The following is a 24051-nucleotide window of genomic DNA, read 5'->3' on the forward strand; positions in this document are numbered from 1 at the left end:
TAGCCGTGCGAGTGCGGCTATCTTTTTTTATCCCTGATTGAGGGGGATTCAACATGCCCTAAAACGGGTAATATTCACACATTTCAAAAAATAATAAAATGTAGATAGACCGATTTTTAACGAAGAGCACGACAGGCATCTATACGGAATGAAGAAGGGGGAAGGAACATGACAACTTTACAAAAAAAGGACGCCAATCAGTTGGTTACATATGATGCTGTTATTGTTGGGGCTGGTTTTGCAGGATTGTACATGCTCAATCGTCTTCGGGAGGCAGGTTTGTCTACCTTGGTTTACGAGGCGGGGGATGGAGTAGGTGGCGTTTGGTACTGGAATCGCTACCCAGGTGCTCGTTGCGATTCGGAAAGCATTTACTATAACTACACCTTTTCGGAAGAGCTGTATCAGGAATGGACCTGGTCTTCTAGGTATCCAGGGCAGCCGGAAATTCTCCAGTATCTGAACTTCGTAGCAGACAAATTTGACCTGCGGCGCGATATTCAGTTCGAGACGCGCGTTGTTTCGGCTCATTACGACGAAACTCAAACCAAATGGTGCATACAGACGGACGATGGAGCAAGTGTGTGGGCAACGTACTTTATATCCGCTGTTGGGTGTCTATCTGCAGCCAACGTTCCCAAACTCAAAGGGATCGAGAGCTTCCAAGGTGAATGGTATCACACAGGGAATTGGCCGCATGAAAAAGTGGAGTTCACTGGCAAGCGAGTAGGTGTCATTGGTACAGGGTCGAGCGGCATTCAATCAATTCCGGTGATTGCTGAGGAAGCAGCGCATCTCATGGTATTCCAAAGGACACCACAATATAGCTCCCCAGCGAGAAACCATGATTTGGACGAGGAATATGTACAGTCAGCCAAGCAACGCTTCCAGGAGATCAAACAAGCCATGCGCGAATCCGCCATAGGATTTCCCATAAAGCGATCTGAGCAATCCGCTCTCGAAGTGACAGAAGAAGAGCGTCAGCAAGCATATGAATCTGCCTGGCAAAAGGGCGGGTTGATATTTACCAGCACGTTCCAAGATTTGATGGTAAATGGCGAGGCGAATGATACCCTTTGCGAATTCATCCGAACGAAAATTAAGGAGACGGTTCAAGACGAAAAGATCGCAGAAATGCTGCTGCCCTCCTATTATTTCGCTACCAAACGCCCGGTTTTGGATACGCACTACTTCGAGACATTCAATCGGGATAACGTCACATTGGTGAACGTGCGGAAGGAGCCAATCATCGAGATCACGCCAAAAGGCTTGCGGACTGAGGAAGCAGAATACGAACTGGATATTCTCGTTTTTGCTACCGGCTACGATGCGATGACAGGTCCGCTGCTGAAAATGGACATACGCGGAAAGAATGGGCTATCGCTCAAGGAAAAGTGGGCGGAAGGAGCAAGGGTGAAGACGTATTTGGGGATCACTACCGCAGGTTTTCCCAATATGTTTATGATTACCGGCCCTGAGAGTCCATCTGTTCTGAGCAATATGCCCGTATCCATCGAGCAACATGTGGAATGGATTGCAGACTGCATCCAATATCTCCGCGATCATGGCAAGGATTGCATTGAGCCGAAGTCTGATGCGGAAGAAGCCTGGAGCAAGCATTGCTGGGATGTTGCCGATTCGACGCTCTTTACCAAGGCCGAATCGTGGTACACCGGAGCCAATATCAAAGAGAAGCCAGTCGGTTTTCCTATCTATCTGGGAGGTGTAGGTAACTATCGTCAAATCTGCACAGATATCGCAGCAAAAGGATATGAGGGTTTTACCCTGCAAGGTGTGACCGAAAATGGTCAGGTGCAATCCTCCTAAAATCAATAATCGTAGCAGGAGCCAAGAAGCTTTTCTTGGTTCCTTTTTTGTTGCGCTACTATTTTCTTCTAGTAAATCCAACAAGCTTAAAAAAATCTGATAGAACGGATAAAAATTTTGTAAAATGAAGGGATGAATGAGCATTTTTAGCAAGGTAGAGGAGAAACATCAAATGGAGAGAAAAGTCAAAATCCTGGGAACAGGAAAATACTTACCTGATCGGCAGGTGACTGCAGAGGAGCTCGAGAGTAAGCTCGGCCTTCCTGCAGGATGGGTAGTGAAAAAGTCAGGTGTGCAAGTGAGGCATTTCGTGACAAACGAAACCTCAGCCCAGATGGGAGCGATTGCAGCACAGCGTGCTCTTGACGAAGCGGGGCTAGTCTTTTCTGATATCGATTGCCTGGTTTGTGCCAGCGGGACGTCTCAGCAGGAAATTCCTTGCACGGCAGCATTGATCCAAGAGGAGATGAACCAGTCTAAGTCAGGCGTTCCGTGCTTTGATATAAATTCGACGTGCCTAAGCTTTGTGACTGCCCTTGACGTGCTTTCCTGTTCCTTGGCGATGGAATGCTATCAGCGTATTTTGATCGTTTCTTCGGAGATTTCCTCCGTTGGGCTGAACTGGGGTCACAAAGAGAGCTGTGTGTTGTTTGGTGACGGAGCGGCCGCAGTCGTAATTAGCCGCACTCCACAAAATGAGACATCCCGCATCCTGGCTTCACGTATGCAGACGTTCAGTGACGGGGCTCATTACTCAGAAATCAGGGGTGGCGGGACACTCATTCACCCGAGTGAGTATGCAAATGGCAGAGAAGCAGACTTCCAGTTTGACATGGATGGGCGAAAAATCTTTCGCCTGACGTCCCAACTGATCACCGGCTTTGTAGAAGAGTTGCTGGATACGGCGAGCGTAAAAAAACAGGATATTGGGCTGGTCGTTCCCCATCAAGCGAGTGGGATGGCTATGAGAATCATGGGAAATAAGTTGGGCTTTGCGAATAGTCAAATGATGAATATCATTGAAAACCACGGCAACGTGATTGCTGCTTCGATCCCGATGGCATTGCATGAAGCGATTGTACAAGAGAAAGTCAGACGAGGAGATCTCCTGTTGCTCTTGGGTACCTCGGCAGGTCTTTCACTCGGAGGGCTCCTGCTTGAATACTAGAAAAACAGTCGTACTGACAGGGGGCAGGGCACCGGCTACACTGGAGCTTGCTCGCTTGATGGATCAGGCAGGGCATCGGGTCGTTATGGCTGAAAGTGCGCGTTTCCACCTCTGCCGAGCATCTCGGGCGGTTTCGCGTACGTATCAGGTTCCTCCTCCCCGTCAGCAGCCTGATGAGTATATCCGAGCGTTGAAGAAGATTATGGAACAGGAGAAGGCGGATTTACTTATCCCTACCTGTGAGGAAATCTTTTACATATCGCGTGGACTTGAGCAATTAGTGACCGCCGGGCGCGTATTGGCAGAGAAGATCGACGTGCTGCGGCCCCTTCATGACAAATGGAGCTTTTGCCAGTTAGCGAGTAAAGTGGTTGGTGCGACAGTACCGAGTACAAAACGAATAGAGTCAGAAGAGCAGATGAGGGAAGCGTTGAAGCGCGAGAGCGGATCGGTCGTGTTAAAGCCAGTCTTTTCTCGTTTTGCCGCCAATGTGCGTATCGTGCACGATCCCGTATCTGCATCCTCGGGCGATCTGCCAGCCATTTCAAAGCAACAGCCGTGGGTCGTTCAGGAATACATCAAAGGGCGACAGCTGTGCAGTTACGCTGTGGCTCATAACGGGCAACTTGCGCTCTACGCGGATTATGAAACCACGTATACAGCCGGGCAAGGCGCGTCCATCCACTTTTCGTATGCCAATCACCCGGGAGTCAGGGAGTTTGTCAGTCGATTCGTGGATGTGCAACAGTTTTCTGGTCAGATTGCCTTTGATTTCATTGAAGATCGGGAAGGCAAGCTTTACGTGATTGAGTGCAACCCTCGTCTGACCAGCGGTATTCATTTATTTGCCGATCAGATGCAAGCAGTCGAAGCTTTTTTTGGCAAAAAGGGTGAGGTACTAGTTCCCCGTGGCAACCAAGCATTCATGTTGGGAATGGCCATGTTGGCGTACGGACTGCCTGCTGTTCGAAATGTGGCAGAGGGCTGGCGCTGGCTACGGGATTATCTCGAGTCGCGGGATGCGTTGTGGCGCAATTCAGATCCGCTGCCGTATTTCCAACAGCTTCGCATGCTGGTAGATTTGGCCAAGCAGCGTCTACAGACTGGCAAAAGTATGCTGGAATGCAGTACCAGTGATATCGAATGGAATGGTGAAGAATGAAAAAACGTGTACTGGTGACGGGCGGGACAGGCTTCCTGGGGAAAAAGCTTGCTGCACGCCTGCAAGATAGCGGTTACGAGGTAACGGCATTGGGACGCAATGGACATTCTGGTCGCCTATTAGCAGAGCGAGGTATCTCATTTGTACAGGCAGATTTAACAGACAGAGCCGCGATTCGGGAGGCATGCCGCGGACAGGAGATCGTCTTTCACGCGGGCGCCTTTTCCTCTCCTTGGGGCAGATACCGGGATATGTACGCCACAAATGTAGGGGGAACTGCTCATGTTATCGAAGGTTGTAAGGCATATGGGGCGAAAAGGCTGATTCACGTATCAACACCCAGCATCTATTTTGACTTTGAAGATCGTCTGGCGATCAAGGAAACGGACCCATTGCCCAAACGCTTTGCAAATATATACGCACAAACAAAATATATGGCTGAGCTGGAAGTGAGCAAGGCTTACCAGGAAGGGCTGGGGACGGTCACAATTCGTCCGAGAGCCTTATTCGGACCTGGGGATAATGCGATTCTTCCCCGTTTGATCCGAGCCAATAAGGAAAAGTTCGTGCCACTGGTCAACGGTGGACGAGCCATCGTGGATCTGACATATGTAGACAATGTGGTGGATGCCTTGCTCCTGTGCATTGAGTCGCCACCGTATACACTTGGGCAAGCATACAACATCACAAACGGTGATCCTGTGACGATGATCGACGTGTTGACTGAGGTATTTCGTCGCTTAGACATGCCGCTTCGAACCAAGCATATATCGTATTGGCAAGCATATGCGGCAGCTTGGATGCTAGAGCTTGCTTCCAAAACGGTGCAGGGTTATAGAGAGCCTGTGTTGACGAGATATTCAGTCGGGGTATTGGCAAAAAGCCAAACGCTTGATATATCGAGAGCCAGAAACGAGCTTGGCTATCATCCCAGGGTGAGCATCGCCGAAGGAATAGAAGCCTTTACAGAATGGTGGCGAATGCAAGATGAACGTTAGGCTAACTTTGTTTGACACAGGATTCTGCCGACAATGGGAGATGTTTTCGATAAAAGGCGGGAGGCTGCGAAACATTGCGTTTCATGCCATTGCAGGGCTGATTGAGCATCCAGTTCATGGGCTATTCCTGTTTGATACCGGGTATTCTCCTCGCTTTTTTGAGGCGACCCGTTCGCTGCCTTATGCGCTGTATGCCAAAATCACACCCGTCGTGACAAGACCGGAGCAAAGTGTAAAAGCACAGCTGGAAGAACGCGGCATCCAGGTCGAACACATTAAAGGGATTTTCCTTTCCCACTTCCACGCTGATCATATTGGAGGCTTGCGAGATTTTCCAGACTCCCACCTGTACTGCTTATCCTCAGCCTATGAACACGTTCGAGGGAAGTTCGGGCTGCGTGCGCTTCGTGAGGGATTCCTGCCTGATTTGATGCCCCATGATTTTGCGGAACGCACGACGTTTATTGACCGGTCAATGCCGATCCCTTTATCAAAAGCTCATGAACCGTTTACGGAAGCCTATGATTACTTTGGGGACGGGAGCATACTGCTGGTTGAACTGAATGGACATGCAACCGGGCAAATGGGTCTGTTTTTGCGAGATCAGGACCAAGGAGATGTATTCCTTTGTGCAGACGCCGCATGGTCGAGCGAAGCGTATCGAAATAATTTGCTTCCGCATCCGATTGCACAGCTGATTATGGCGGATGGCACGTCGTACAAAGAGAATCTGACGCGGCTACACCAGCTGTCTGCACATTGGCCAAGCTTGAAAATTTTGCCCACTCACTGTCCAGAGGTGTGGCAGATGACCCAAGGAGCGTTTGCATGGAGACTGTAACGTTATTGTGGCAATACCTAAAGACTAGACGGCTGGCTAGCCAGTTTACATCGCGTGCCCAACTCGAGCACTGGCAAGAGCACCAGGTACAAAAACTGCTTCGCTTTGTTCTACCTCGGTCACCGTTTTATCGGGAACGCTTTGGGACACTTCGACCTGATGACTGGAGATATCTTGCGCCCATCGACAAGAAACTCATGATGGATCATTTCAGCGATCTCAACACGCTGGGAATCGAGAAGGAAGAGGCATTTCGGGTAGCTTTTGGGGCAGAGGATTCGCGAGATTTTACGCCTCAAATAGGAAAAGTGACCGTAGGCTTGTCTTCGGGAACATCGGGGAATCGGGGCGTATTTTTGGTTGGGTCAAAGGAAAGGGCGAGGTGGGCGGGTGTGATCCTGGCAAAGGCTCTACCCGGACGGCTGTGGAACGAACATCGGATCGCCTTTTTCCTGCGGGCTAATAGCAATCTCTACACCTCCGTGAATCGACGGCGAATCCGATTCTCTTTTTTTGATTTGTTACTCCCGGCCGCAGAGCATTTCACTCGGTTAAACGAGTTTTCCCCAACGGTTCTCGTCGCTCCTCCTTCCATGCTGCGATTCCTGGCTGAAGCAAAAAGCCAAGGGATATTACAGGTGTCACCAGGCAAGATCATTTCTGTCGCTGAAGTGTTAGACCCGTTGGACGAAGCATACATCCTCGAAGCATTTCGACAGCCTGTTCACCAGATATATCAATGCACAGAGGGGTTTCTTGCGGTGACCTGCCCATACGGAACGCTTCACGTGAATGAAGACATCATCGTCATGGAAAAGGAGTATCTGGATGAGGATCGGGAGCGTTTTTACCCGATCATCACGGACTTTTCCCGCACGACACAACCCATCATTCGCTATCGGCTGAACGATATTTTGACAGAAAAAAAGACTCCCTGTTTATGCGGCTCCGTCTATACGGCACTAGAGAGAATTGAAGGAAGAGCTGACGATGTGTTTTGGTTCAAGCATGTGAATGGAGATAGCTGGGTATCCGTTTTTCCTGATTTTATCCGCAGAGCGGTTATGGCTGCATCCGGGGAGATCAAAGAATACAAGGTCCGTCAGATTCATCCAGCGTTGCTTGAGGTATCCGTACAGGCTGATGAGAGACAGAGACTTTTGCAGGAGCAAGTGCGCGGCCAACTACAGGACATCGTGATGCGGCTTGGCGGCAAGCTTCCAGAGATTACCTTTACACCGTATGAACGTGAAGCAGGTGGCAAAAAAATGCGACGAGTGGAGAGGGTGTTTACCCCAAGTGAAACAGAGTAACTATGTATCGCTGTATGATAAAAGCAACGTAAATGAAGTGCCTTGGGAGAGCATGAGGGACGGCGAGTATGCAAGAAAGTACCTGTCAGCATGCATGGAAGAACAATCAGACCATTACGTCAAAAATGTACGGACCCAATTCTATGCGATAACCGTAGATGATCTCGTCATGCCCGTGACGGTGAATGATTCGGAATACGGCAATTCGTACGTGTGTTCTCCGTATTCGCACTACATTACGTATGCGAAAGACGAGCTGCGTATGCTGCAAATGCCGATGTGGGAAGCTCTGATGGCACAAGCACTCTCTATGCTTGGTTGGATGATGAAAACAAGCCGGACCAATCAGATTGCCTTCGTCAATAACTGGCTCTTATCCACCAATCTGTATCATGATCTGACTGCAGAGCAAGTTCAACGGATCACCCGGTTTTGTCATACCAGATTTCCTCGTCACCTGATTGCGTTCCGATCAGTGAGTTCAAAATTGCATCCTGTCATGTACCAGGGACTGAAGAACGCCGGATACTTGATGGTGCCAAGCCGGTATGTCTATCTGTTTCATCCTGACTGGCCGGCACAGGGAGGATGGCGAGTTCGCAATACGCTCAAGCGTGATCGGCAAATGCTGGAGAAGTCGGGATACCGGATCGTATCGCACGAGGAAATACGGGAAGGGCAAATCGAGCGGATTATCGATTTGTATAACGCGCTGTATTTGGACAAATATTCTCAACAAAATCCTCAGTTTACCTACGACTTTATCAAGCTGGGGCTGCACAAGCGCACACTGACGCTGATAGGATTGGAGAAAGAAGGACGTCTCGATGGCATCCTAGGGTACTTTCAACGAAACGGCGTGATGACGACACCTTTATTCGGATACGATGTCACGCTGCCCAAAGAGACCGGATTATACCGGATGCTGTCCAGCTTGCTGGTACAGGAGGCGGAAAGGCAAGGACTGCTGTTGCATCAAAGTGCAGGAGTCGGAGCATTCAAAGCAGACAGAGGAGCGGTAGGGGAAGTGGAGTATACCGCTGTCTGGGCCAGACATCTTCCTCTGTACCGAAGAGGCATTTGGACAGCATTGTCTGTCTTGCTGGAACAGTTTGGAGTCCCGCTAGTAAAAAAGTACAGACTGTGAGCAGGAAAACGTAAGAACCTTACCTCCAAATTAGCCGGATGTCTTTCTGAACGGATTCAATCCACGCTCCATTCTATGCGTGCCGATCCTCTTTTCGGGGGCCGATCGCGAACAGGAGATTTTACAACGGATCGCAAGTGGCTTGTCCAATAAGGGAATTGCTGAACAGATGATCTTAACGGTAGGGACGGTAAAGTCAAATATCGTCAATCTGTATGGAAAGCTGCAGGTAAACCGCAGGGTTCAAGCGGTGGCAAGGGCGAAAGAATTGAAATTGTTGGAATAAAAATAGGGCAAGTTTCTACATTCACACACAAAAACTAACTTTCGTTAGTTATTTTGTTTTGTCTGATTTGGTATTGTCAACTGTTGTAAGTATACGCGTGTAAGGAGTGGGAGAATGGGAGAAAAATGGATGGTAGGCATCATCGTGTATTTCATTGTTATGGGAGCGTTGGTCATTCCGGGGTTACTGGATACCGATTGGAGTATCTTTAAATCCGAGCGCCGCAATAAAATCGTGCTCAAATGGTATTTATTCCTGGGCAACGCTCTGGCGATTGGTATCGCCATATTTGCGGTGGTTTCGATTTACTGAGTGGAGTGAAAATACGTAAATTGCGCCACAGCTTCCTATTTGTAGCTGCTTGCTTAATCACACTGCAATAATCATAGTTTTATGAGAGGAAAGCCCGATAATGGTCCTTATCGGGCTCTTTCTTATTCTTTAGAACACTACTTAATCCCCAAGCTCCTTTTTTTCCTCACCAGCGTCGAGATGTTCACTCCCAACCTGTCCGCACATTCCTGCATGGTTTTCGTCTCATGAAGAATTCGTTGAATGTACTCACGTTCAAAGCGGTCGACGGCTTCTTTCAACGGCATGGATTGCTCCAATTTGGCCAGCCGAAGGGGGACTGAGGCTTGTTGTATCGTGCGAATGGAAGTGGGGAGCTGGTCTATTGTAATTCTCCCTTGCTCAGACATATGAAAGGATCGTTCGACGACGTTTTTCAGCTCACGCGTATTACCCGGCCAGTCATATTCCATGAAGGCTTCTAGTGCCTCAGACTCTACGCGCATTTCCTGCTGATACTTTTTCTCCAACATTTTTAAAAAGTAAAAGATCAGAGCAGGGATGTCATCACGCCGTTCTCGTAGAGGTGGGATCGTGAGAGAAAGTACATTCAGTCGGTAAAAGAGATCCTGCCGAAACTGTTTGTGCTCGACCATCGCTTCCAGGTCGCTGTTGGTGGCAGCTATGATTCTCATATTGACTTGACGTGATGTTTTTCCACCTAGCCTACGAATTTTCCCATCCTGAAGAACATTCAGCAGTTTGACTTGTAAAGCGAAAGGTAGATCGCCCACTTCATCGAGGAAGATCGTACCGCTATGTGCCAGCTCAAAAAGACCTTCCTTGGATTGACTTGCCCCGGTAAACGCCCCTTTTTCGTAGCCAAACAGCTCTGACTCAAGCAGGTGATCGGGGATGGCTCCACAGTTGATCTTGATGAAGTCTCCAGTCCTCCCGCTCTTCGTGTGGATGTAGTTTGCGAGGACGTCCTTGCCGACACCGGATTCCCCCAAAAGCAGGATGGGAGAGTCATTAGTGGCAAAGCGCTCGGCCAATGCGACAATTCGATGCATGAGATTGCTCCGATAGATCAGCTGTCCTTCGTAATCGATCTCGTTTTGAATCTGTTCCAGTGCCTGCTGGAAGGCAGAGTTGATTTGACGCGTTTCCTCTAGCTCTTGCTGGAGCTGGTTGAGCTCGGTAATATCGCGGACGTTCCCGACAACAAACAGCAACTCCTGGTTCTCATCGAGCAGGGGCGTGGCCGTATTGATTGCTTTTCTGCCATTCGCGTAATCGATCACCACACTGTGTATTTGTTTCGTCTGGATGGCACGAGCGGCGGAAGAATCAGGTACCATGTGCATTTCCTTCTGTTCGATAAAACTGTACTGATTCAAAACCTCAGCGGGAACGCCCGTAATATGCAAATACGCTTCGTTATAAAGCAGGACAAACCCATTACGGTCGCATATCGCCAAGCCGTCATGTGAGGTATGGAAGATGGTCGTAATCAGCTTGACTAGCTCGTCATTGTCGCTCGCCTGAAAAAAATGGGTTTGGTACATAGAAGCCCCCTTGGACCGTTTCTGTAATCGAAATAATCAGAATTGAGCATGATTGCGCGAAATTGCATATGCAAAATTGATCATCGATATGCGAAAAGCAGATCAATCCAGCGTAAATTCGCTTGGCATGCTACTTGCTGTATGAGATTGCTGGAATGAATCGGAAAGAGAGGGATGTATGAATGTCTCCATTATATCAGGTATTGACTCCAGAGGGCGAACTGGTACAAGACATCAAAGGACAACTGGATCAAGAAACGATGATCAAAATGTATGAAAACATGGCGCTGGTGCGTCTATTTGACCGTAAATCCATTAACCTGCAGCGGCAGGGTCGCATGGGCACGTACGCCCCTTTTGAAGGACAGGAAGCCTCTCAAGTCGGCAGTGCAATGGCACTTACACCCGGTGACTGGTTATTCCCTACCTATCGTGACCACGCAGCAGCTATTGTGCATGGACAATCCATGGCACGCGTGTTTCTGTACTGGATGGGCCACATGGAAGGAAGCATCAGTCCAAAAAACCTGAATATCATGCCTCCGTGTGTGCCGATCGCGACGCAAATGGTGCATGCCGTAGGAACAGCCTGGGCGAGCAAGCTTCAAAACGAAAAGCACGTCAGCCTTGCTTATTTTGGTGATGGTGCGACATCGGAAGGGGATTTCCATGAAGCGCTCAATTTTGCGGGCGTCTTTAAAACTCCCACCGTATTTTTCTGCCAAAATAATGGCTTTGCGATCAGTGTCCCTTTTTCGCAGCAATCTGCCTCCAAAACGATCGCACAGCGGGCAGCCGCGTATGACATTCCTGGCGTGAGAGTCGATGGAAATGACATCTTTGCGGTCTGGCTCACGATGAAGAAAGCAGTAGAGCGAGCTTTGGCCGGAGAAGGTCCCACTCTAATTGAGGCCATTACGTTCCGTTACGGTGCCCATACAACTGCCGATGATCCGAAAAAATACAGAGATCAGGAAACGCTTTCAGAAGAATGGCGACAAGAGCGTGATCCGCTTCAACGACTCCGCATGTATCTGGAAAAACAAGGATTGTGGGACGAGACAAAAGAAAGCGAATTCATCGCAACTGCAGGAGCAAAAATTGATGCAGCCTTGGCGGAAGCAGAGAGCTATCCAAAATCACGCCCAGAAGATATGTTCAAGCACGTGTATGCAGAGCCTACATGGATGGCGACCGAGCAGGAGAGCGAGCTTGTGAAGCCTGCCAAACAGGAGGGAATTCCAGCATGAAGCGCAAGCTGACGATGATTCAAGCGATTACAGAAGCAATGGATCAAAAGATGGCAGAAGATTCCCGCGTCATGCTGTTGGGTGAGGATGTTGGCGTGAATGGTGGGGTGTTCCGAGCGACAGAAAATCTTCTTCAGAAATATGGCTCTGACCGTGTGGTGGATACACCGTTAGCCGAGGCAGGAATTATCGGTGCGGCCATTGGTTTGGCGATGAACGGTTTGATCCCTGTAGTGGAAATTCAATTTCTCGCCTTTATTTACCCGGGCTTTGAGCAGATCGTCTCTCACGCTGCCCGCATGCGCTATCGGACCCGAGGTCAATATCATGTTCCCATGGTCATTCGCACGCCGTATGGTGCTGGGATTCGCGGGCCTGAGCTTCATTCAGAAAGTGTAGAAACGTTTTTTGCGCATGTTCCCGGCTTAAAAGTAGTGGCTCCTAGCACTCCTTATGACGCGAAAGGCTTGCTGATCGCCGCGATGGAGGATCCTGACCCTGTCATTTTCCTGGAGCCAACGAAACTGTATCGTGCATTTAAAGAAGAGGTTCCGGAAGAGCTGTATCGCGTCCCGATTGGAAAGGCAAAAGTAGTTCGAGAAGGAACAGATTTATCCATCTTTGCCTGGGGGGCCATGCTCCGTGTGGCGGATGAAGCAGCGAAGCAGATCGAGCGGGAACAGGGCGTTAGTTGTGAGGTCATTGACCTGCGCACGATCTATCCGCTGGATCGGGATGCCATTGTAGAATCAGTGAAAAAGACCGGACGTGCGATCGTGGTCCATGAAGCGCATAAGACCGCAGGAATGGGCGCGGAAATCATCTCCATCATTAACGATGAAGCGTTGATCTATCTGAAGGCTCCCGTGAAACGAATTACCGGGTTTGACGTACCCGTTCCACAGTTTAGTATTGAGGACGATTATTTGCCTACACCTGGTCGTGTGATGAGCGGAATTATGGAAACGTTTACGTACTAGAAGAAGGAGCGAGGGCCATGGTGGAGTTTAAGCTGCCCGACGTGGGAGAAGGCATGCACGAAGGGGAAATTTTAAAGATTTTAGTAAGTCCGGGAGAAGCCGTTCATCAAGATCAGCCAGTGATTGAAGTACAAACTGACAAAGTAAACGCAGAGCTGTCTGCGCCTGTGACCGGCGTCATCAAAGAGATCCGAATAGCTGAGGGCGACACGGTTGAAGTGGGAACCACGCTATTAGTCATAGATACAGGAACTGAAACGAGCGAGTCCAAGACAGTCGTGGCTCCGGAAGGGAAGCCGGGAGAGAAAATCGAGGCACCAAGTACGTCTCGACCAGTAACAGTAACTCCTCTGGCACCTCGTGCATTGGCGACACCATATGTTCGTCAACTGGCGCGAGAACTGAAAATAGATATTGAAAAAGTAAGCGGCACAGGGGTAGCAGGACGTGTGACAGAAGAAGATGTACGGAATTATGTAGCAGGTACCACTAGCAAAGCTGCCAAGAGAACAATTGCGCCAGCGATCATCAAGGAAACGATCCCTTCTGTCAGCGAGAAAGCTCCTACTCTGACAGTATCCTCGACGACGGCAAATGCGCAGATCGAACGCATCCCGATAAAAGGCATCCGAAAAAAGATTGCGGAGCACATGACGAAATCAGTCACGATCATTCCTCATGTCACTTCTGTTGATGAGCTGGAGATGGATCAGCTCCGGGGATTGCGTGAACAAATGATGCCGCTTGCCACCAAACGAAATATCAAATTGACGTTCCTCCCGTTCTTTATCAAGGCACTCGTGATTGCTCTCAAAGAATTCCCGGTGATGAACGCGTCCATCGATGAAGCGACCAACGAGATTTTACTCAAACGTTTTTACCATATCGGCATCGCAGCGGATACACCGGATGGTCTGATCGTACCTGTCATCAAGGATGCGGACCGCAAGTCCATCTTTCAGCTGGCTGATGAGATCACCACTCTAGCTCAGCAGGCACGTGACGGCAAACTGTCCATGGAGCAGATTACAGGTGGGACGTTTACAATCAGCAATGTAGGGCCGATCGGTGGATTGCAAGCAACTCCGATTATCAATCACCCCGAGGTCGCCATCATCGCCCTGCACAAAATGGAGAAGCGCTGGGTGGTTCGCGAGGATGAAGGTGTGATTCGCTGGATGATGAATTTCTCGCTCTCGTTTGATCACCGCTTGATCGATGGAGTCACGGCCGTACGATTTACGAACCGAATCAAAGAATTACTGGAAAATCCTACTCTATTGTTTGCGGAGATGGTCTAGATGGTAGTCGGCGAAGTCGCAGTAGAAACAGATGTTGTTGTAATCGGAGGAGGTCCTGGTGGCTACGCTGCCGCGATTCGGTTGGGTCAATTGGGCCAATCGGTGGTTCTGATTGAAAAGGAAGAGCTTGGCGGAGTCTGCCTGAATCGGGGGTGCATTCCATCAAAAGCGCTGATTCATGCCGCTGGAGAATATCATAAGTTGGCAGGTCTAGGCAAACTGGGCATCCAGCTACCAGAGGGAGAAGCATCGTTTCACATGCCGAAATGGCAGACGTGGAAAGCATCGGTGGTCAATCAGCTCAGCAGTGGCGTCGCTCATCTTTGCCAAGCAAATGGAGTTACGGTAGTGAAGGGCTCCGCTACGTTTTTGTCTAATGACCGGATTGGCGTCGAGACTGGGGGAGACTTTGAAACCTACAAGTTCCGTCAAGCAATTGTCGCTACTGGTTCTCGACCTTATATCCCTCCATTTCTCACTCCGGACCATCAGTATCTGCTGGATTCTACAGATGTGTTGAACCTCCAGGAAATCCCCAACACACTTGCGATCATCGGGGGTGGGTATATCGGAATGGAAATGGGGATGGCTTTTGCCAAGCTCGGGACCAAAGTGACAATACTGGAGGCTGCTGATAGGATATTACCGCAAACGGCTTCGCACCTTTCGCAGGAGGTATGGAAGCAAGCGAAAAAACTGGGAATAACCGTGAAGACGGGAACGAGAGTGGAAACGGCAAATGTCGCAAATGGGCAGGTTGTCCTCGAGTTACTCACCCCAAGCAATGTTCGTGAGCAAATCTCAACAGACAAAGCGCTCGTCACGATCGGTCGTGTTCCTAATACCAAAGACATCGGGTTGACCCAAGCAGGAGTCATGGTCGACGAACGAGGTTACATCCCAGTTGATCCTACATGCCGTACGAGCATCCCGCATATTTATGCGATCGGTGACGTGACGCCGGGGCCAGCCTTGGCGCATCGAGCCTCGAAGCAAGGGATTGTCGCTGCTGAAGTAATCACAGGAATGCCAAGCAGCGTAGACTCCCCCTATGTTCCCTATGTTATATTTACCGAACCACAGATCGCAGGTGTTGGCTTGACCAGAGAAGAGGCAGAGCAACAGGGCTATCAAGTGACAGTCGCCTCGTTCCCGTATCGTGCCAACGGTAAAGCTTTGTCTATCGATGAGAAGGAAGGCTTTGCGGAAGTGATCGTGGATGAAAAGAGCCACTTGCTATTGGGAATGCATGTTGTCGGAGCAGATGCTTCTAATTTGATCGGGGAAGGTGCTCTCGCTCTGGAAATGGCTGCGCGTGTCGAAGATTTGGCACTCACTGTACATCCACATCCTACCTTGAGTGAAGTATGGCTAGAAGCAGCTGAAGCCGCACTCGGGCATGCCATTCACATCGTGAATAAAACGAAAGTGGTCGTGCAATCTTAGGTCTTCCCACAATAGAGTCTGCCGGGGAATATTCCGTGCGGCTCTTTTTCTTTTGGGGAAGTGAGGTATCATCAGCTATAATCATTTGAAAGAAGGTAGTCGTTCGTAAAGAGGGGGATGAACATGACGGACCAAACAAGCAAAGAACGAAAAATGCTGCTACAGGAAGTAGAAGGGCTGCTGTCGTTCATTGCTTTTCCCATTTTGGTAGTCGATTGTAGTGGGCGGGTCATACACGTGAATCCGACTGCCGAGCATGTATGGCGTCGGTCGCAGGTAGTCCTCTTGAATCAAGCGTTACAAAAGCTAGTAGATTCGCCCCAGCTCATAGAATTCGTGGAGAAAGGGAAGCCACTACGTGATTTTCCCGTAGATGTACTGGAAGCAGCGGGAAGACGACACCCTTATCTATGTCGGTTGCACCCCCTTTTCGTCAACCGCCAAGTAGAGGGTGCCATTCTCCAATTTACAGAACAAGTCGTAGAGACTGAATTCAAAAAAAACAGAAAATATGTCACTCGCTACTCCTTTGAGGACATCCGCGGGCATAGTCCGAGCACCATGGCCTTAAAAGAGCAAGCTAGAAAGATTGCCAAGAGCGATTCGACTGTATTGATCCGAGGAGAAAGCGGGACAGGAAAGGAAGTGCTCGCGCAGTCCATTCATCACGCGAGTACGAGAAGCACAGGGCCATTTGTTGCCATCAACTGTGCAGCCATCCCAGAAGCATTACTAGAGAGCGAGCTCTTCGGCTATGAAGACGGGGCGTTTACAGGAGCGAAAAAGGGAGGGAAGCCAGGGCGTTTTGAATTAGCGCTCCATGGCACTTTGTTTCTGGATGAAATAGGGGATATGCCTTCTTATTTGCAAGCCAAGCTGCTTCGGGTTCTACAAGAGCGTCGCATTGAAAGAATCGGCGGCTCTGAGAGCATCCCGGTCGATGCTCGACTGATCGCTGCGACACACAAAGACTTGGAAGCCATGATTGTCAGTGGGCAATTCCGAGAAGACTTGTTCTATCGTTTGCATGTGATCCCGTTATACGTCCCGCCATTGCGCGAGAGAACGGAGGATCTGTATGACTTGATTCAGTTTTACATGAAATTTTTTGGTGACCGCCTGGGCAAAGAACCGAAGCGTTTTACTACACAAGCGATGAAATGCTTGCTCGACTATCATTGGCCTGGGAATATACGCGAACTAGAAAATACAATGGAATACATTGTGAATCTGGAGATCGGTGATCTGGTTACCATTAGCAGCTTGCCTACTACGATCCGGGCGAACGAGACCAATGAAGAAGTGCAACCTGCTATCGTACCTCCTCCCCCGACACTTTCAGAGTTTTCCCTGGAAAAAACGGAAGAGCAGCTGATCATCCAAGCGATTCAGCGATTTGGAAAGAGTACCGAAGGCAAGAGAAAAGCCGCAGAATTCTTGGGGATAAGTGTCGCGACCCTATATAGACGCCTGAGCAAGATCAATCGCAAGCATACCTTCACCTAATGAGAATTCTCGAAACATGCTAAGAAATGCCAAGGAGGCTCGTTATGGCTCGCTATTTGGATGAAAAAGATGTAGATTCACTTGCCTGTGCGGCTATGTTTTTGGGCTCAGGGGGCGGTGGTGATCCGGCAATCATGCATATCATGGCGAAGCAAGCTATTCATGAATATGGTCCTGTTCGTCTGCTCTCCCCATTCGAACTGCGAGATGACGATTGGGCCGTGACCATGTCTCTCATGGGTTCACAAGCCATTCACTATGAGAAAATCATGAACGGTAACGAATTAATGACAGCGCTGCGCGTACTGGAAAATGAACACAAATGTGTAGCCAATGCCATTACTCCCCTGGAAATAGGGGGCATCAATGCCATCACCCCGATATTGGCATCAGCTTTAGCAAATTTGCCGCTCGTGGATTGTGACGCGATGGGACGAGCCTTTCCAGAGTTTCAGATGACGACCTTCCATGCATTTGGCGCACAAGCAAGTCCTTTTATCATGTGTGCCGACAATGGAAAATGCGAGCGAATCATCCACGATTCCAATATTGAAATTGAAAAAATAGCACGGGTAACGATGACCAAAATGGGTGGTTCTGTCGCGGCTGCGTCCTTTCCTATGCGCGCAAAAATTTTGCAAGAAGTAGCGATTCCTCATACCCTTTTGGTGTGCAAACGACTCGGAGAAGCTGTATTGGCTGCCGGTTCCGATATTCAGCGTATCTTTGCCAACCTTTCGCATGTACTCCAAAACTCAATATACGGCAAACCACACAAGTTGATCGAGGGAAAAGTTGTAGATGTACAGCGACATCTAAAGGACGGCTTCCTGCAAGGAGAGCTGCTTGTTGAGGGGAGCGGTTTTCATCGTAGTGAGCATGTGGAAGTTCAGTTTTTGAGTGAGTATCTATTGGCCAAACAAGGGGAACGAATCATGGCCACGGTACCGGATATTCTTTGTGTGCTTGATGCAGATAGCGGGCTGCCCGTGATGATCGAAGAGTTGGAAACGCATATGAAAGTGTGGGTCATTGCAATCCCTTGTCCGATTCTTCTACGACATCCAAAGATGCTGGATGTAGTGGGACCATGGAATTTCGGTATGGCGGACTCGTATACTCCAGTTGAAAAGCTGTTAAAAGAGGAGACCTCGCATGTATCGGCTAGGAATTGATGTAGACAATGCAACGACTACAGGCATTCTCATGGACGGTCATGGCTCGATTGTTTGTTTTGCCAAGACCCATACTTCTGCTGATTTGGTAGGTGGAATATCACTAATCCTGAATAAGATTGGCAGGCAGCGCGAAGATGCATGTATGAACATTCGTGAAGTCATTATGGGAACTGACTATTTTGCAAACGCTTTGCTCGGAGGGAAAAACCTCTCCAAAGTCTGTTCCGTCCGGATCGGACAAACAAGGAACACCATTCCTCCCTTATATGGGGGTTCTGATTACCTGTGCAGGGCGATTGGCCAAACAACGATTCATATAACGGGTGGGCACGAGATCGATGGAAGCCTGGCGTGGTTAGAGCCGTCCAAGCAAGACTTGGAATCAGGCTTGCGGTCGATCAAGGATCAAGGTTTTAAAGCGTTTGCCATCACGGGTGCATTTTCTCCTGTGAACAACGACCATGAGAACAAGGTTGCTAGATGGATACGGGAGATAGTAGGGGAAGATTGCTCGATCACGACTTCCCATGAGCTCGGGAGTATTGGTTTTTTAGAAAGAGAAAACTCAGCTATTCTCAACGCTTCATTGTCAAAGCTCATTACCCTCTCCCTTCAAGGACTCGAAGGTTTAATACAAAAGCATAATATCGAAGCAAGGATATACTTTACACAAAATGATGGTTCGCTCATGTCATACGAATCTGTGTTACGTCACCCCATCCGAACGTTAGGTTCTCGGATCTCGAATAGCTTTCGTGGGGCCTCTCTTCTTACAAAATTAAACGATTGTGTAATCGTAGATGTAAGTCAGTCTCGTGTCAGTATTGGGGCATTAGAGGGGGGCTTCCCCAGAGAAAAGCGGCGAAACCAAGCCATTGCAGGTGTACGTGTGAACCTCCAGATGCCTGATATCATCAGTCTGTCACTCGAAAAGAAAGACTTATCACTCGATATGCCTGACTGTATAGACGATGATTCGTTAGATGCGATCTATCACGCCATCCAACGATTTCAACCACGTTTTGAACCCCTTCCGATCGTTTTTGTGGGGGAAGGTAGTGAACGGGTAGCTTCCGCCTTTCCATATCCGTGGGCAGATGTCCTTCATCCAAAAGATTATCAGAACGTTAGCGCGATTGGAGCTTGCATTGCTCCCGTTAGTGGAAAAGTCGATCGGATATACTGGTTAGAAGAACGGGAACGGGAAGAAATCATTCAGGTGGCAAAAGCAGCGGCTATTCAAGCTGCAATTGATGGGGGAGCTGCTCCTCGCTCTGTTTTTGTACAGACTGTGGAGACGATTCCTTTGTCTTATATGCCGACGAAAGCATTACGAATCAAGGTGAAGGCGATAGGAAAGCTTGGCTTTCGTGATAAAAATGAAGCTGGATTCAAAGGATGAAAATCCTCGAGAATCCAGCTTTCTTTTTCTCACTTTATTCTCAATATGAGAAAATACTTAAAAAATGAGAAAATAAGATAAAAAACGAGAAATATAGAGAATAAACAAAAAACAATGTGATAATCGTTATATTTAGAGCTTCTTTGTCGTTCCTTATTTGCAAATATTTGGTCGATTTGTTTGATTAGTGGATTCCGTTCCGACCATTTATGATGAAAAAGCGGTACCTTCCGTTTGGCATGGCATTTGCAAAATAGAATATTCAAACATTTCGGAGGTGAATATTTCGATTTTTCTCAGTTCCGTGCTTACAAACAAATAGAAGGTAAAGGAGGGGCGAAATCATGGTTGGTCAATCAAACATGGCGGACGATTACTCACTTAGCAGAGTGCCGCAAGAAGCGCGTGTCCCCATGTGGGAAATTCTCGTCATTCGGATTGGTGCTTTCACATCTCTTAGCCAATTCATTTTAGGTGCATTTCTTGGGTATGGGATGTCTTTTTGGGATGCAGCATTAGCAAGTTTTCTAGGGGCCATTATTCTCGAAGTGGTCATTCTACTCATCGGGATCGCAGGCGCACGTGAAGGACTTTCCACAAGTATGCTGAGCCGCTGGACAGGATTTGGGAAATATGGATCCAGTATCATCGGAATTGTCATTGCTGTCTCGACGATCGGATGGTTCGGCGTTCAAAACTCCGTATTCGCCAATGGGATAAACAACGCTTTAGGGGGAGCATTAGGATTTCCTCTAGCCGCGATCTTGACGGGATTGTTCGTCACGGTTATCGTCATTTTCGGCTTTAAATGGCTGGGTGTGACAGCTAAGATCGCCGTTCCTGGTTTTTTACTCGCCATTGCTTATGGAATCTATCAGGTGTTTGAAAGTCATTCCCTTCCGGAGTTAATCAGCTCTGCAGCACCTGGTCCAGCCCTTTCGTTAGGTGCTGCAGCAACCATGGTTGCCGGAAGCTTCATGGTGGGAGCGGTGCTAACACCAGATATGACGCGCTATTGCCGCAGCAGCAAAGACGTGCTTTGGTCGACTTTGATCTCCGTTGTCATTGGGGAAATTATCATTAACTTGATTGCCGTACTCATGGCACACGCGGTGAAAACGAGTGACGTGGTAACGATTGCTCTCCAAACTTCCGGTTGGCTGGGAGCTGCGACCGTGATTTTCGCCACCGTGAAAATTAACGATATCAACTTGTATTCCGCATCATTAGGCTTCACCAATATCATCCACGCTCTATTTGGCAAGAATGTGAATCGCGGTCTCATTACACTAATTGTCGGAATTGCGGGAACTGTATTATCTGTTATTGGAATCTTGGATCAGTTTGTTAACTTTCTTGTCTTTCTAGGGGTATGGATCCCTCCTATTGCCGGAATCATGGTAGTTGATTATTTCATCTTAAAAAGAAGCAGAAAAGTGTTGGATGAAAGCCGAAAGCATGGAGAACTGCCAGAAGTATGTGAAACCTGGAATCCGGTTTCGATCGTCGCTTGGGCACTCGGTTTTGGGATCGGCTACCTGTTTCAATGGGGAATTCCATCGATTAATTCACTCGTTGTCGCTGGTATTGCCTACTTTATTGGTATGAAAGTATTCGGAGCCACTCTGGATAGCAAACTCAATGTAAAGATGGACAAAGCAGGTTAAATCTTAGAGCAGAGGAGAGATACACGTGAGACAGATAGGTAAACAAGAAATCGAAGACATCGCAGTAGGTGCCGCAGTATTGGGCACGGGAGGCGGAGGGGATCCTTACATCGGGAAATTGATGGCTCTCCAAGCTATTGAAGAATACGGACCGATTACCTTACTGTCTGTGGATGAAGTTCCCGATGATGCACTCGTCGTGGCTTCTGGGGGGATGGGAGCACCGACCGTCCTGATCGAGAAAATCCCTAGTGGTCATGAAGTTGCGCAGACATTTCAAGCACTCGAAAAGTACATGGGAAAAGAAGTCTTTGCCACGTACCCGATCGAAGCAGGCGGCATCAACTCGATGCTCCCACTTGCCCTTGCTGCCCAACTCCGACTGCCAGTAGTGGACGTGGATGGGATGGGCCGCGCTTTTCCAGAGCTACAGATGACGACCTTCTACCTCGACGGAATTTCCGCTACTCCGATGGTTCTGGCAGACGAAAAAGGGAACGTCACAATCATGGACACCATCGATAATTCATGGACCGAACGGATTGCTCGCAGTGTTACCGTACAAAAGGGAGGGGCGGCCACATGCGCCATTTACCCGATGCTGGGTAAAAACCTGAAGGAAAGCGGCATTCACAGCATTTTGCAGCTGGAAGAAGAGATCGGCCGCGCAATCCGCTTGGCGAAGGAAGCGAATTTGGATCCCGTCCATGAAGTATTGAAATTGACGAGTGGATACGAATTGTTCCGTGGAAAAGTCGTTGACGTTGACCGCAAGACAGAAGGTGGATGGGCACGTGGAACCGCAACGATGGAAGGGCTGTTGGATTATAAAGGCGAAACTCTAGAGCTGCGATTCCAAAATGAGCATTTGCTGGCGAAAACGAAAGAGAGTCTTCTCTGCGTAACTCCTGACTTGATTGCCGTATTGGATGCAGAAACGGGATTGCCGATTACGACGGAGGGTCTGCGCTATGGAGCACGTGTGGTTGTCATTGGTATGCAATGCAATCCGAAATGGCGCACACCGAAAGGAATTGAGACGGTGGGACCACGCTACTTCCGTTATGATGTGGACTATATCCCTATTGAAGAATTGGTTGGGAAAGGGAGCGTTGCGAAATGAGCTATCGAATCGGGATTGACGTAGGCGGCACACATACAGATGCAGTGTTATTGGACCGTGACTATCGAGTACTGGCGCAAACAAAGTCTTCTACGACTCAGGATGTAAGTACAGGCATTTACGAGGCCATGCGTGAAGTGATCACACAAGCAGGGGTTCCTCGTGAACAAATTACGTATGCGATGTTGGGCACGACTCACTGCACCAATGCGATTGTGGAACGCAAACGTTTGAATGAAATTGCCGTCATTCGTATAGGCGCGCCAGCCACACTCGCCATCAAACCATTAATCGGTGTCCCCGAGGACCTGAGGGCGCACCTCGGAAAACGTGTGTATGTCATTCGAGGCGGTCATGAGTTTGATGGTCGTGAAATCGTGAAGCTGGATGAGGAAGAATTGTATCGCATCGCCCAAGAGATCAAAGGAAAAGTGGATTCTGTAGCGGTTTCCTCTGTGTTCTCTCCTGTCTCAAAAGACCATGAGCTGAGAGCTGCCGAAATCTTGCGAGAAGTATTAGGCGTAGAAACGCCGATTTCTCTCTCCTATGAAATTGGTAGCGTAGGCTTGCTAGAGCGTGAAAACGCAACGATTTTGAATGCGGCGATCGTCACGGTTGCAAAAACGACGGCTTACGGCTTTATGGACGCACTGAAAGCAGAAGGCGTCAATGCCAGAGTCTTTTTCGGGCAAAACGACGGGACGTTAATGAGTATTGAATACGCCATTAAGTATCCGATCCTCACTATCGGTTGCGGTCCAACGAACAGTATTCGTGGAGCGTCTTATTTGTCCGGACTTGCAAATGCACTTGTCGTTGATGTCGGGGGAACCACTACCGATATCGGTGTCCTCGTTAATTCGTTCCCGCGTGAGTCCTCTTTGGCAGTCGAAATCGGTGGAGCTCGTACGAATTTCCGAATGCCCGACCTGATTTCGATTGGATTGGGTGGAGGAACCATCGTTCGTATTCAAGAGGATGGCCAGATTACAGTCGGCCCGGATAGCGTCGGCTACCAGCTTCCGCAAAAAGGGCTGGCATTCGGCGGGGATACATTGACCACGACGGATGTGGTGATCGCATTGGGCAAAGTGAACATTGGCGACCGTGAGAAAGTAGCTCACTTAGATAAAGACCTTTTGGATCGAGTCTACAACCGCATTGTCGAAATGGCTGAGGAAGCAATCGACAAGATGAAGACGAGTGCAGATCCAGTGCCGGTCATTCTCGTTGGTGGTGGTAGTATCCTTTTGCCAGACGAATTAAAGGGTGCGTCCCAAATCATTCGACCTGAAAACTTCGGCGTAGCCAATGCCATTGGTGCTGCGATCGCACAAATCAGCGGACAGATCGATCGGGTCTTCTCCCTCGATGAAGTCGGTCGCGAGAAGACGTTGGAAACAGCAAAACAAATGGCGATCGACGAAGCAATCTCTGCAGGGGCAGAACCAGCTACCATTGAAATCGTCGAATTTGAAGATATTCCGTTGTCCTATCTGGGCAACGCCACTCGCATTCGCGTGAAGGCAGCAGGCACGCTGGCTACTGCGGTAGAGGTCTAATCTCATTGAACTTGGGGAACGAAATATCGATTTTG

Annotated in this window: 20 protein-coding genes; 19 read left to right on the top strand and 1 reads right to left on the bottom strand. The window is 48.9% G+C overall.

What is annotated here, in order from left to right; translation table 11 throughout:
• Nucleotides 1-168 precede the first annotated feature (168 nt).
• From AN963_RS07520 to AN963_RS07555, 9 genes are all read left to right on the top strand, one after another.
• A complete protein-coding gene (locus AN963_RS07520; protein WP_055743883.1) occupies nucleotides 169-1827 on the top strand; it encodes a flavin-containing monooxygenase in 1659 nt (552 codons plus the stop codon).
• A 172-nt stretch (nucleotides 1828-1999) separates the two neighbouring features.
• Nucleotides 2000-2995: a beta-ketoacyl-ACP synthase III gene (locus AN963_RS07525; RefSeq protein ID WP_055743884.1), complete on the top strand. Its 996-nt coding sequence runs from the start codon at nucleotides 2000-2002 to the stop codon at nucleotides 2993-2995.
• On the top strand, nucleotides 2985-4157 hold the full coding sequence (locus AN963_RS07530; protein ID WP_055743885.1) for an ATP-grasp domain-containing protein: 1173 nt from the start codon (nucleotides 2985-2987) through the stop codon (nucleotides 4155-4157). Before AN963_RS07525 ends, AN963_RS07530 begins: the two co-directional genes overlap by 11 nt.
• The gene (locus tag AN963_RS07535; RefSeq protein WP_055743886.1) at nucleotides 4154-5155 is read left to right on the top strand and encodes an NAD-dependent epimerase/dehydratase family protein; all 1002 of its coding nucleotides are present in this window, start codon (nucleotides 4154-4156) and stop codon (nucleotides 5153-5155) included. The genes AN963_RS07530 and AN963_RS07535 overlap by 4 nt, the downstream gene beginning before the upstream one ends.
• Nucleotides 5145-5996 (top strand): MBL fold metallo-hydrolase, encoded by an 852-nt coding sequence (locus AN963_RS07540; RefSeq protein WP_055743887.1) that lies wholly within the window; start codon nucleotides 5145-5147, stop codon nucleotides 5994-5996. Before AN963_RS07535 ends, AN963_RS07540 begins: the two co-directional genes overlap by 11 nt.
• The gene (locus AN963_RS07545) at nucleotides 5984-7309 is read left to right on the top strand and encodes a F390 synthetase-related protein (protein ID WP_055743888.1); all 1326 of its coding nucleotides are present in this window, start codon (nucleotides 5984-5986) and stop codon (nucleotides 7307-7309) included. The genes AN963_RS07540 and AN963_RS07545 overlap by 13 nt, the downstream gene beginning before the upstream one ends.
• Complete coding sequence (locus AN963_RS07550) at nucleotides 7296-8456, top strand: GNAT family N-acetyltransferase (protein ID WP_330218820.1); 1161 nt, start codon at nucleotides 7296-7298, stop codon at nucleotides 8454-8456. Before AN963_RS07545 ends, AN963_RS07550 begins: the two co-directional genes overlap by 14 nt.
• Before the next feature lie 79 nt (nucleotides 8457-8535).
• Nucleotides 8536-8742 (top strand): response regulator transcription factor, encoded by a 207-nt coding sequence (locus AN963_RS31110; protein WP_269084380.1) that lies wholly within the window; start codon nucleotides 8536-8538, stop codon nucleotides 8740-8742.
• Between the two features lie 114 nt (nucleotides 8743-8856).
• Entirely contained in the window at nucleotides 8857-9054 is a 198-nt protein-coding gene (locus AN963_RS07555) for a hypothetical protein (protein ID WP_055743889.1), read from the top strand.
• 137 nt (nucleotides 9055-9191) lie between these two features.
• Here AN963_RS07555 and AN963_RS07560 read toward each other — a convergent pair whose 3' ends face one another.
• Nucleotides 9192-10601 (bottom strand): sigma-54 interaction domain-containing protein, encoded by a 1410-nt coding sequence (locus AN963_RS07560; RefSeq protein WP_055743890.1) that lies wholly within the window; start codon nucleotides 10599-10601, stop codon nucleotides 9192-9194.
• A 182-nt stretch (nucleotides 10602-10783) separates the two neighbouring features.
• Here AN963_RS07560 and pdhA point away from each other — a divergent pair, with 182 nt between their 5' ends.
• The 10 genes from pdhA to AN963_RS07610 all read left to right on the top strand — a co-directional run bounded on the left by pdhA (nucleotide 10784) and on the right by AN963_RS07610 (nucleotide 24016).
• Entirely contained in the window at nucleotides 10784-11851 is a 1068-nt protein-coding gene (gene pdhA, locus AN963_RS07565; RefSeq protein WP_055743891.1) for a pyruvate dehydrogenase (acetyl-transferring) E1 component subunit alpha, read from the top strand.
• Nucleotides 11848-12831, top strand: coding sequence for an alpha-ketoacid dehydrogenase subunit beta (locus AN963_RS07570; RefSeq protein ID WP_055743892.1), 984 nt, complete (start codon nucleotides 11848-11850; stop codon nucleotides 12829-12831). The genes pdhA and AN963_RS07570 overlap by 4 nt, the downstream gene beginning before the upstream one ends.
• Nucleotides 12832-12848: 17 nt before the next feature.
• Nucleotides 12849-14132, top strand: coding sequence for a dihydrolipoamide acetyltransferase family protein (locus AN963_RS07575; protein WP_055743893.1), 1284 nt, complete (start codon nucleotides 12849-12851; stop codon nucleotides 14130-14132).
• Complete coding sequence (lpdA, locus tag AN963_RS07580) at nucleotides 14133-15578, top strand: dihydrolipoyl dehydrogenase (RefSeq protein WP_055743894.1); 1446 nt, start codon at nucleotides 14133-14135, stop codon at nucleotides 15576-15578.
• Nucleotides 15579-15701: 123 nt separating this feature from the next.
• Nucleotides 15702-17084, top strand: a complete 1383-nt coding sequence (locus tag AN963_RS07585; protein ID WP_055743895.1) for a sigma-54 interaction domain-containing protein — start codon at nucleotides 15702-15704, stop codon at nucleotides 17082-17084.
• A 44-nt stretch (nucleotides 17085-17128) separates the two neighbouring features.
• Entirely contained in the window at nucleotides 17129-18259 is a 1131-nt protein-coding gene (locus AN963_RS07590; protein WP_055743896.1) for a DUF917 domain-containing protein, read from the top strand.
• A complete protein-coding gene (locus AN963_RS07595; RefSeq protein WP_055743897.1) occupies nucleotides 18240-19664 on the top strand; it encodes a hydantoinase/oxoprolinase N-terminal domain-containing protein in 1425 nt (474 codons plus the stop codon). The genes AN963_RS07590 and AN963_RS07595 overlap by 20 nt, the downstream gene beginning before the upstream one ends.
• 344 nt (nucleotides 19665-20008) lie before the next feature.
• Complete coding sequence (locus AN963_RS07600; RefSeq protein ID WP_055743898.1) at nucleotides 20009-21331, top strand: purine-cytosine permease family protein; 1323 nt, start codon at nucleotides 20009-20011, stop codon at nucleotides 21329-21331.
• A gap of 25 nt (nucleotides 21332-21356) precedes the next feature.
• Complete coding sequence (locus AN963_RS07605; RefSeq protein WP_055743899.1) at nucleotides 21357-22454, top strand: DUF917 domain-containing protein; 1098 nt, start codon at nucleotides 21357-21359, stop codon at nucleotides 22452-22454.
• A complete protein-coding gene (locus AN963_RS07610; protein ID WP_055743900.1) occupies nucleotides 22451-24016 on the top strand; it encodes a hydantoinase/oxoprolinase N-terminal domain-containing protein in 1566 nt (521 codons plus the stop codon). The genes AN963_RS07605 and AN963_RS07610 overlap by 4 nt, the downstream gene beginning before the upstream one ends.
• Nucleotides 24017-24051: the final 35 nt, after the last annotated feature.

The sequence above is a fragment of the Brevibacillus choshinensis genome (assembly GCF_001420695.1).
In the GTDB taxonomy this organism is placed as follows: domain Bacteria; phylum Bacillota; class Bacilli; order Brevibacillales; family Brevibacillaceae; genus Brevibacillus; species Brevibacillus choshinensis.

Bases quoted from the DNA above. Each gene is read 5' to 3' on its own strand.
- AN963_RS07600 (WP_055743898.1), top strand. From the start codon at position 20,009: ATGGTTGGTCAATCAAACATGGCGGACGATTACTCACTTAGCAGAGTG.
- AN963_RS07555 (WP_055743889.1), top strand. From the start codon at position 8,857: ATGGGAGAAAAATGGATGGTAGGCATCATCGTGTATTTCATTGTTATG.
- AN963_RS07595 (WP_055743897.1), top strand. From the start codon at position 18,240: ATGTATCGGCTAGGAATTGATGTAGACAATGCAACGACTACAGGCATT.
- AN963_RS07525 (WP_055743884.1), top strand. From the start codon at position 2,000: ATGGAGAGAAAAGTCAAAATCCTGGGAACAGGAAAATACTTACCTGAT.
- AN963_RS07610 (WP_055743900.1), top strand. From the start codon at position 22,451: ATGAGCTATCGAATCGGGATTGACGTAGGCGGCACACATACAGATGCA.
- AN963_RS07520 (WP_055743883.1), top strand. From the start codon at position 169: ATGACAACTTTACAAAAAAAGGACGCCAATCAGTTGGTTACATATGAT.
- AN963_RS07540 (WP_055743887.1), top strand. From the start codon at position 5,145: ATGAACGTTAGGCTAACTTTGTTTGACACAGGATTCTGCCGACAATGG.
- AN963_RS07575 (WP_055743893.1), top strand. From the start codon at position 12,849: ATGGTGGAGTTTAAGCTGCCCGACGTGGGAGAAGGCATGCACGAAGGG.
- AN963_RS07590 (WP_055743896.1), top strand. From the start codon at position 17,129: ATGGCTCGCTATTTGGATGAAAAAGATGTAGATTCACTTGCCTGTGCG.
- AN963_RS07585 (WP_055743895.1), top strand. From the start codon at position 15,702: ATGACGGACCAAACAAGCAAAGAACGAAAAATGCTGCTACAGGAAGTA.
- AN963_RS07545 (WP_055743888.1), top strand. From the start codon at position 5,984: ATGGAGACTGTAACGTTATTGTGGCAATACCTAAAGACTAGACGGCTG.
- AN963_RS07535 (WP_055743886.1), top strand. From the start codon at position 4,154: ATGAAAAAACGTGTACTGGTGACGGGCGGGACAGGCTTCCTGGGGAAA.
- lpdA (WP_055743894.1), top strand. From the start codon at position 14,133: ATGGTAGTCGGCGAAGTCGCAGTAGAAACAGATGTTGTTGTAATCGGA.
- AN963_RS07560 (WP_055743890.1), bottom strand. From the start codon at position 10,601: ATGTACCAAACCCATTTTTTTCAGGCGAGCGACAATGACGAGCTAGTC.
- pdhA (WP_055743891.1), top strand. From the start codon at position 10,784: ATGTCTCCATTATATCAGGTATTGACTCCAGAGGGCGAACTGGTACAA.
- AN963_RS07570 (WP_055743892.1), top strand. From the start codon at position 11,848: ATGAAGCGCAAGCTGACGATGATTCAAGCGATTACAGAAGCAATGGAT.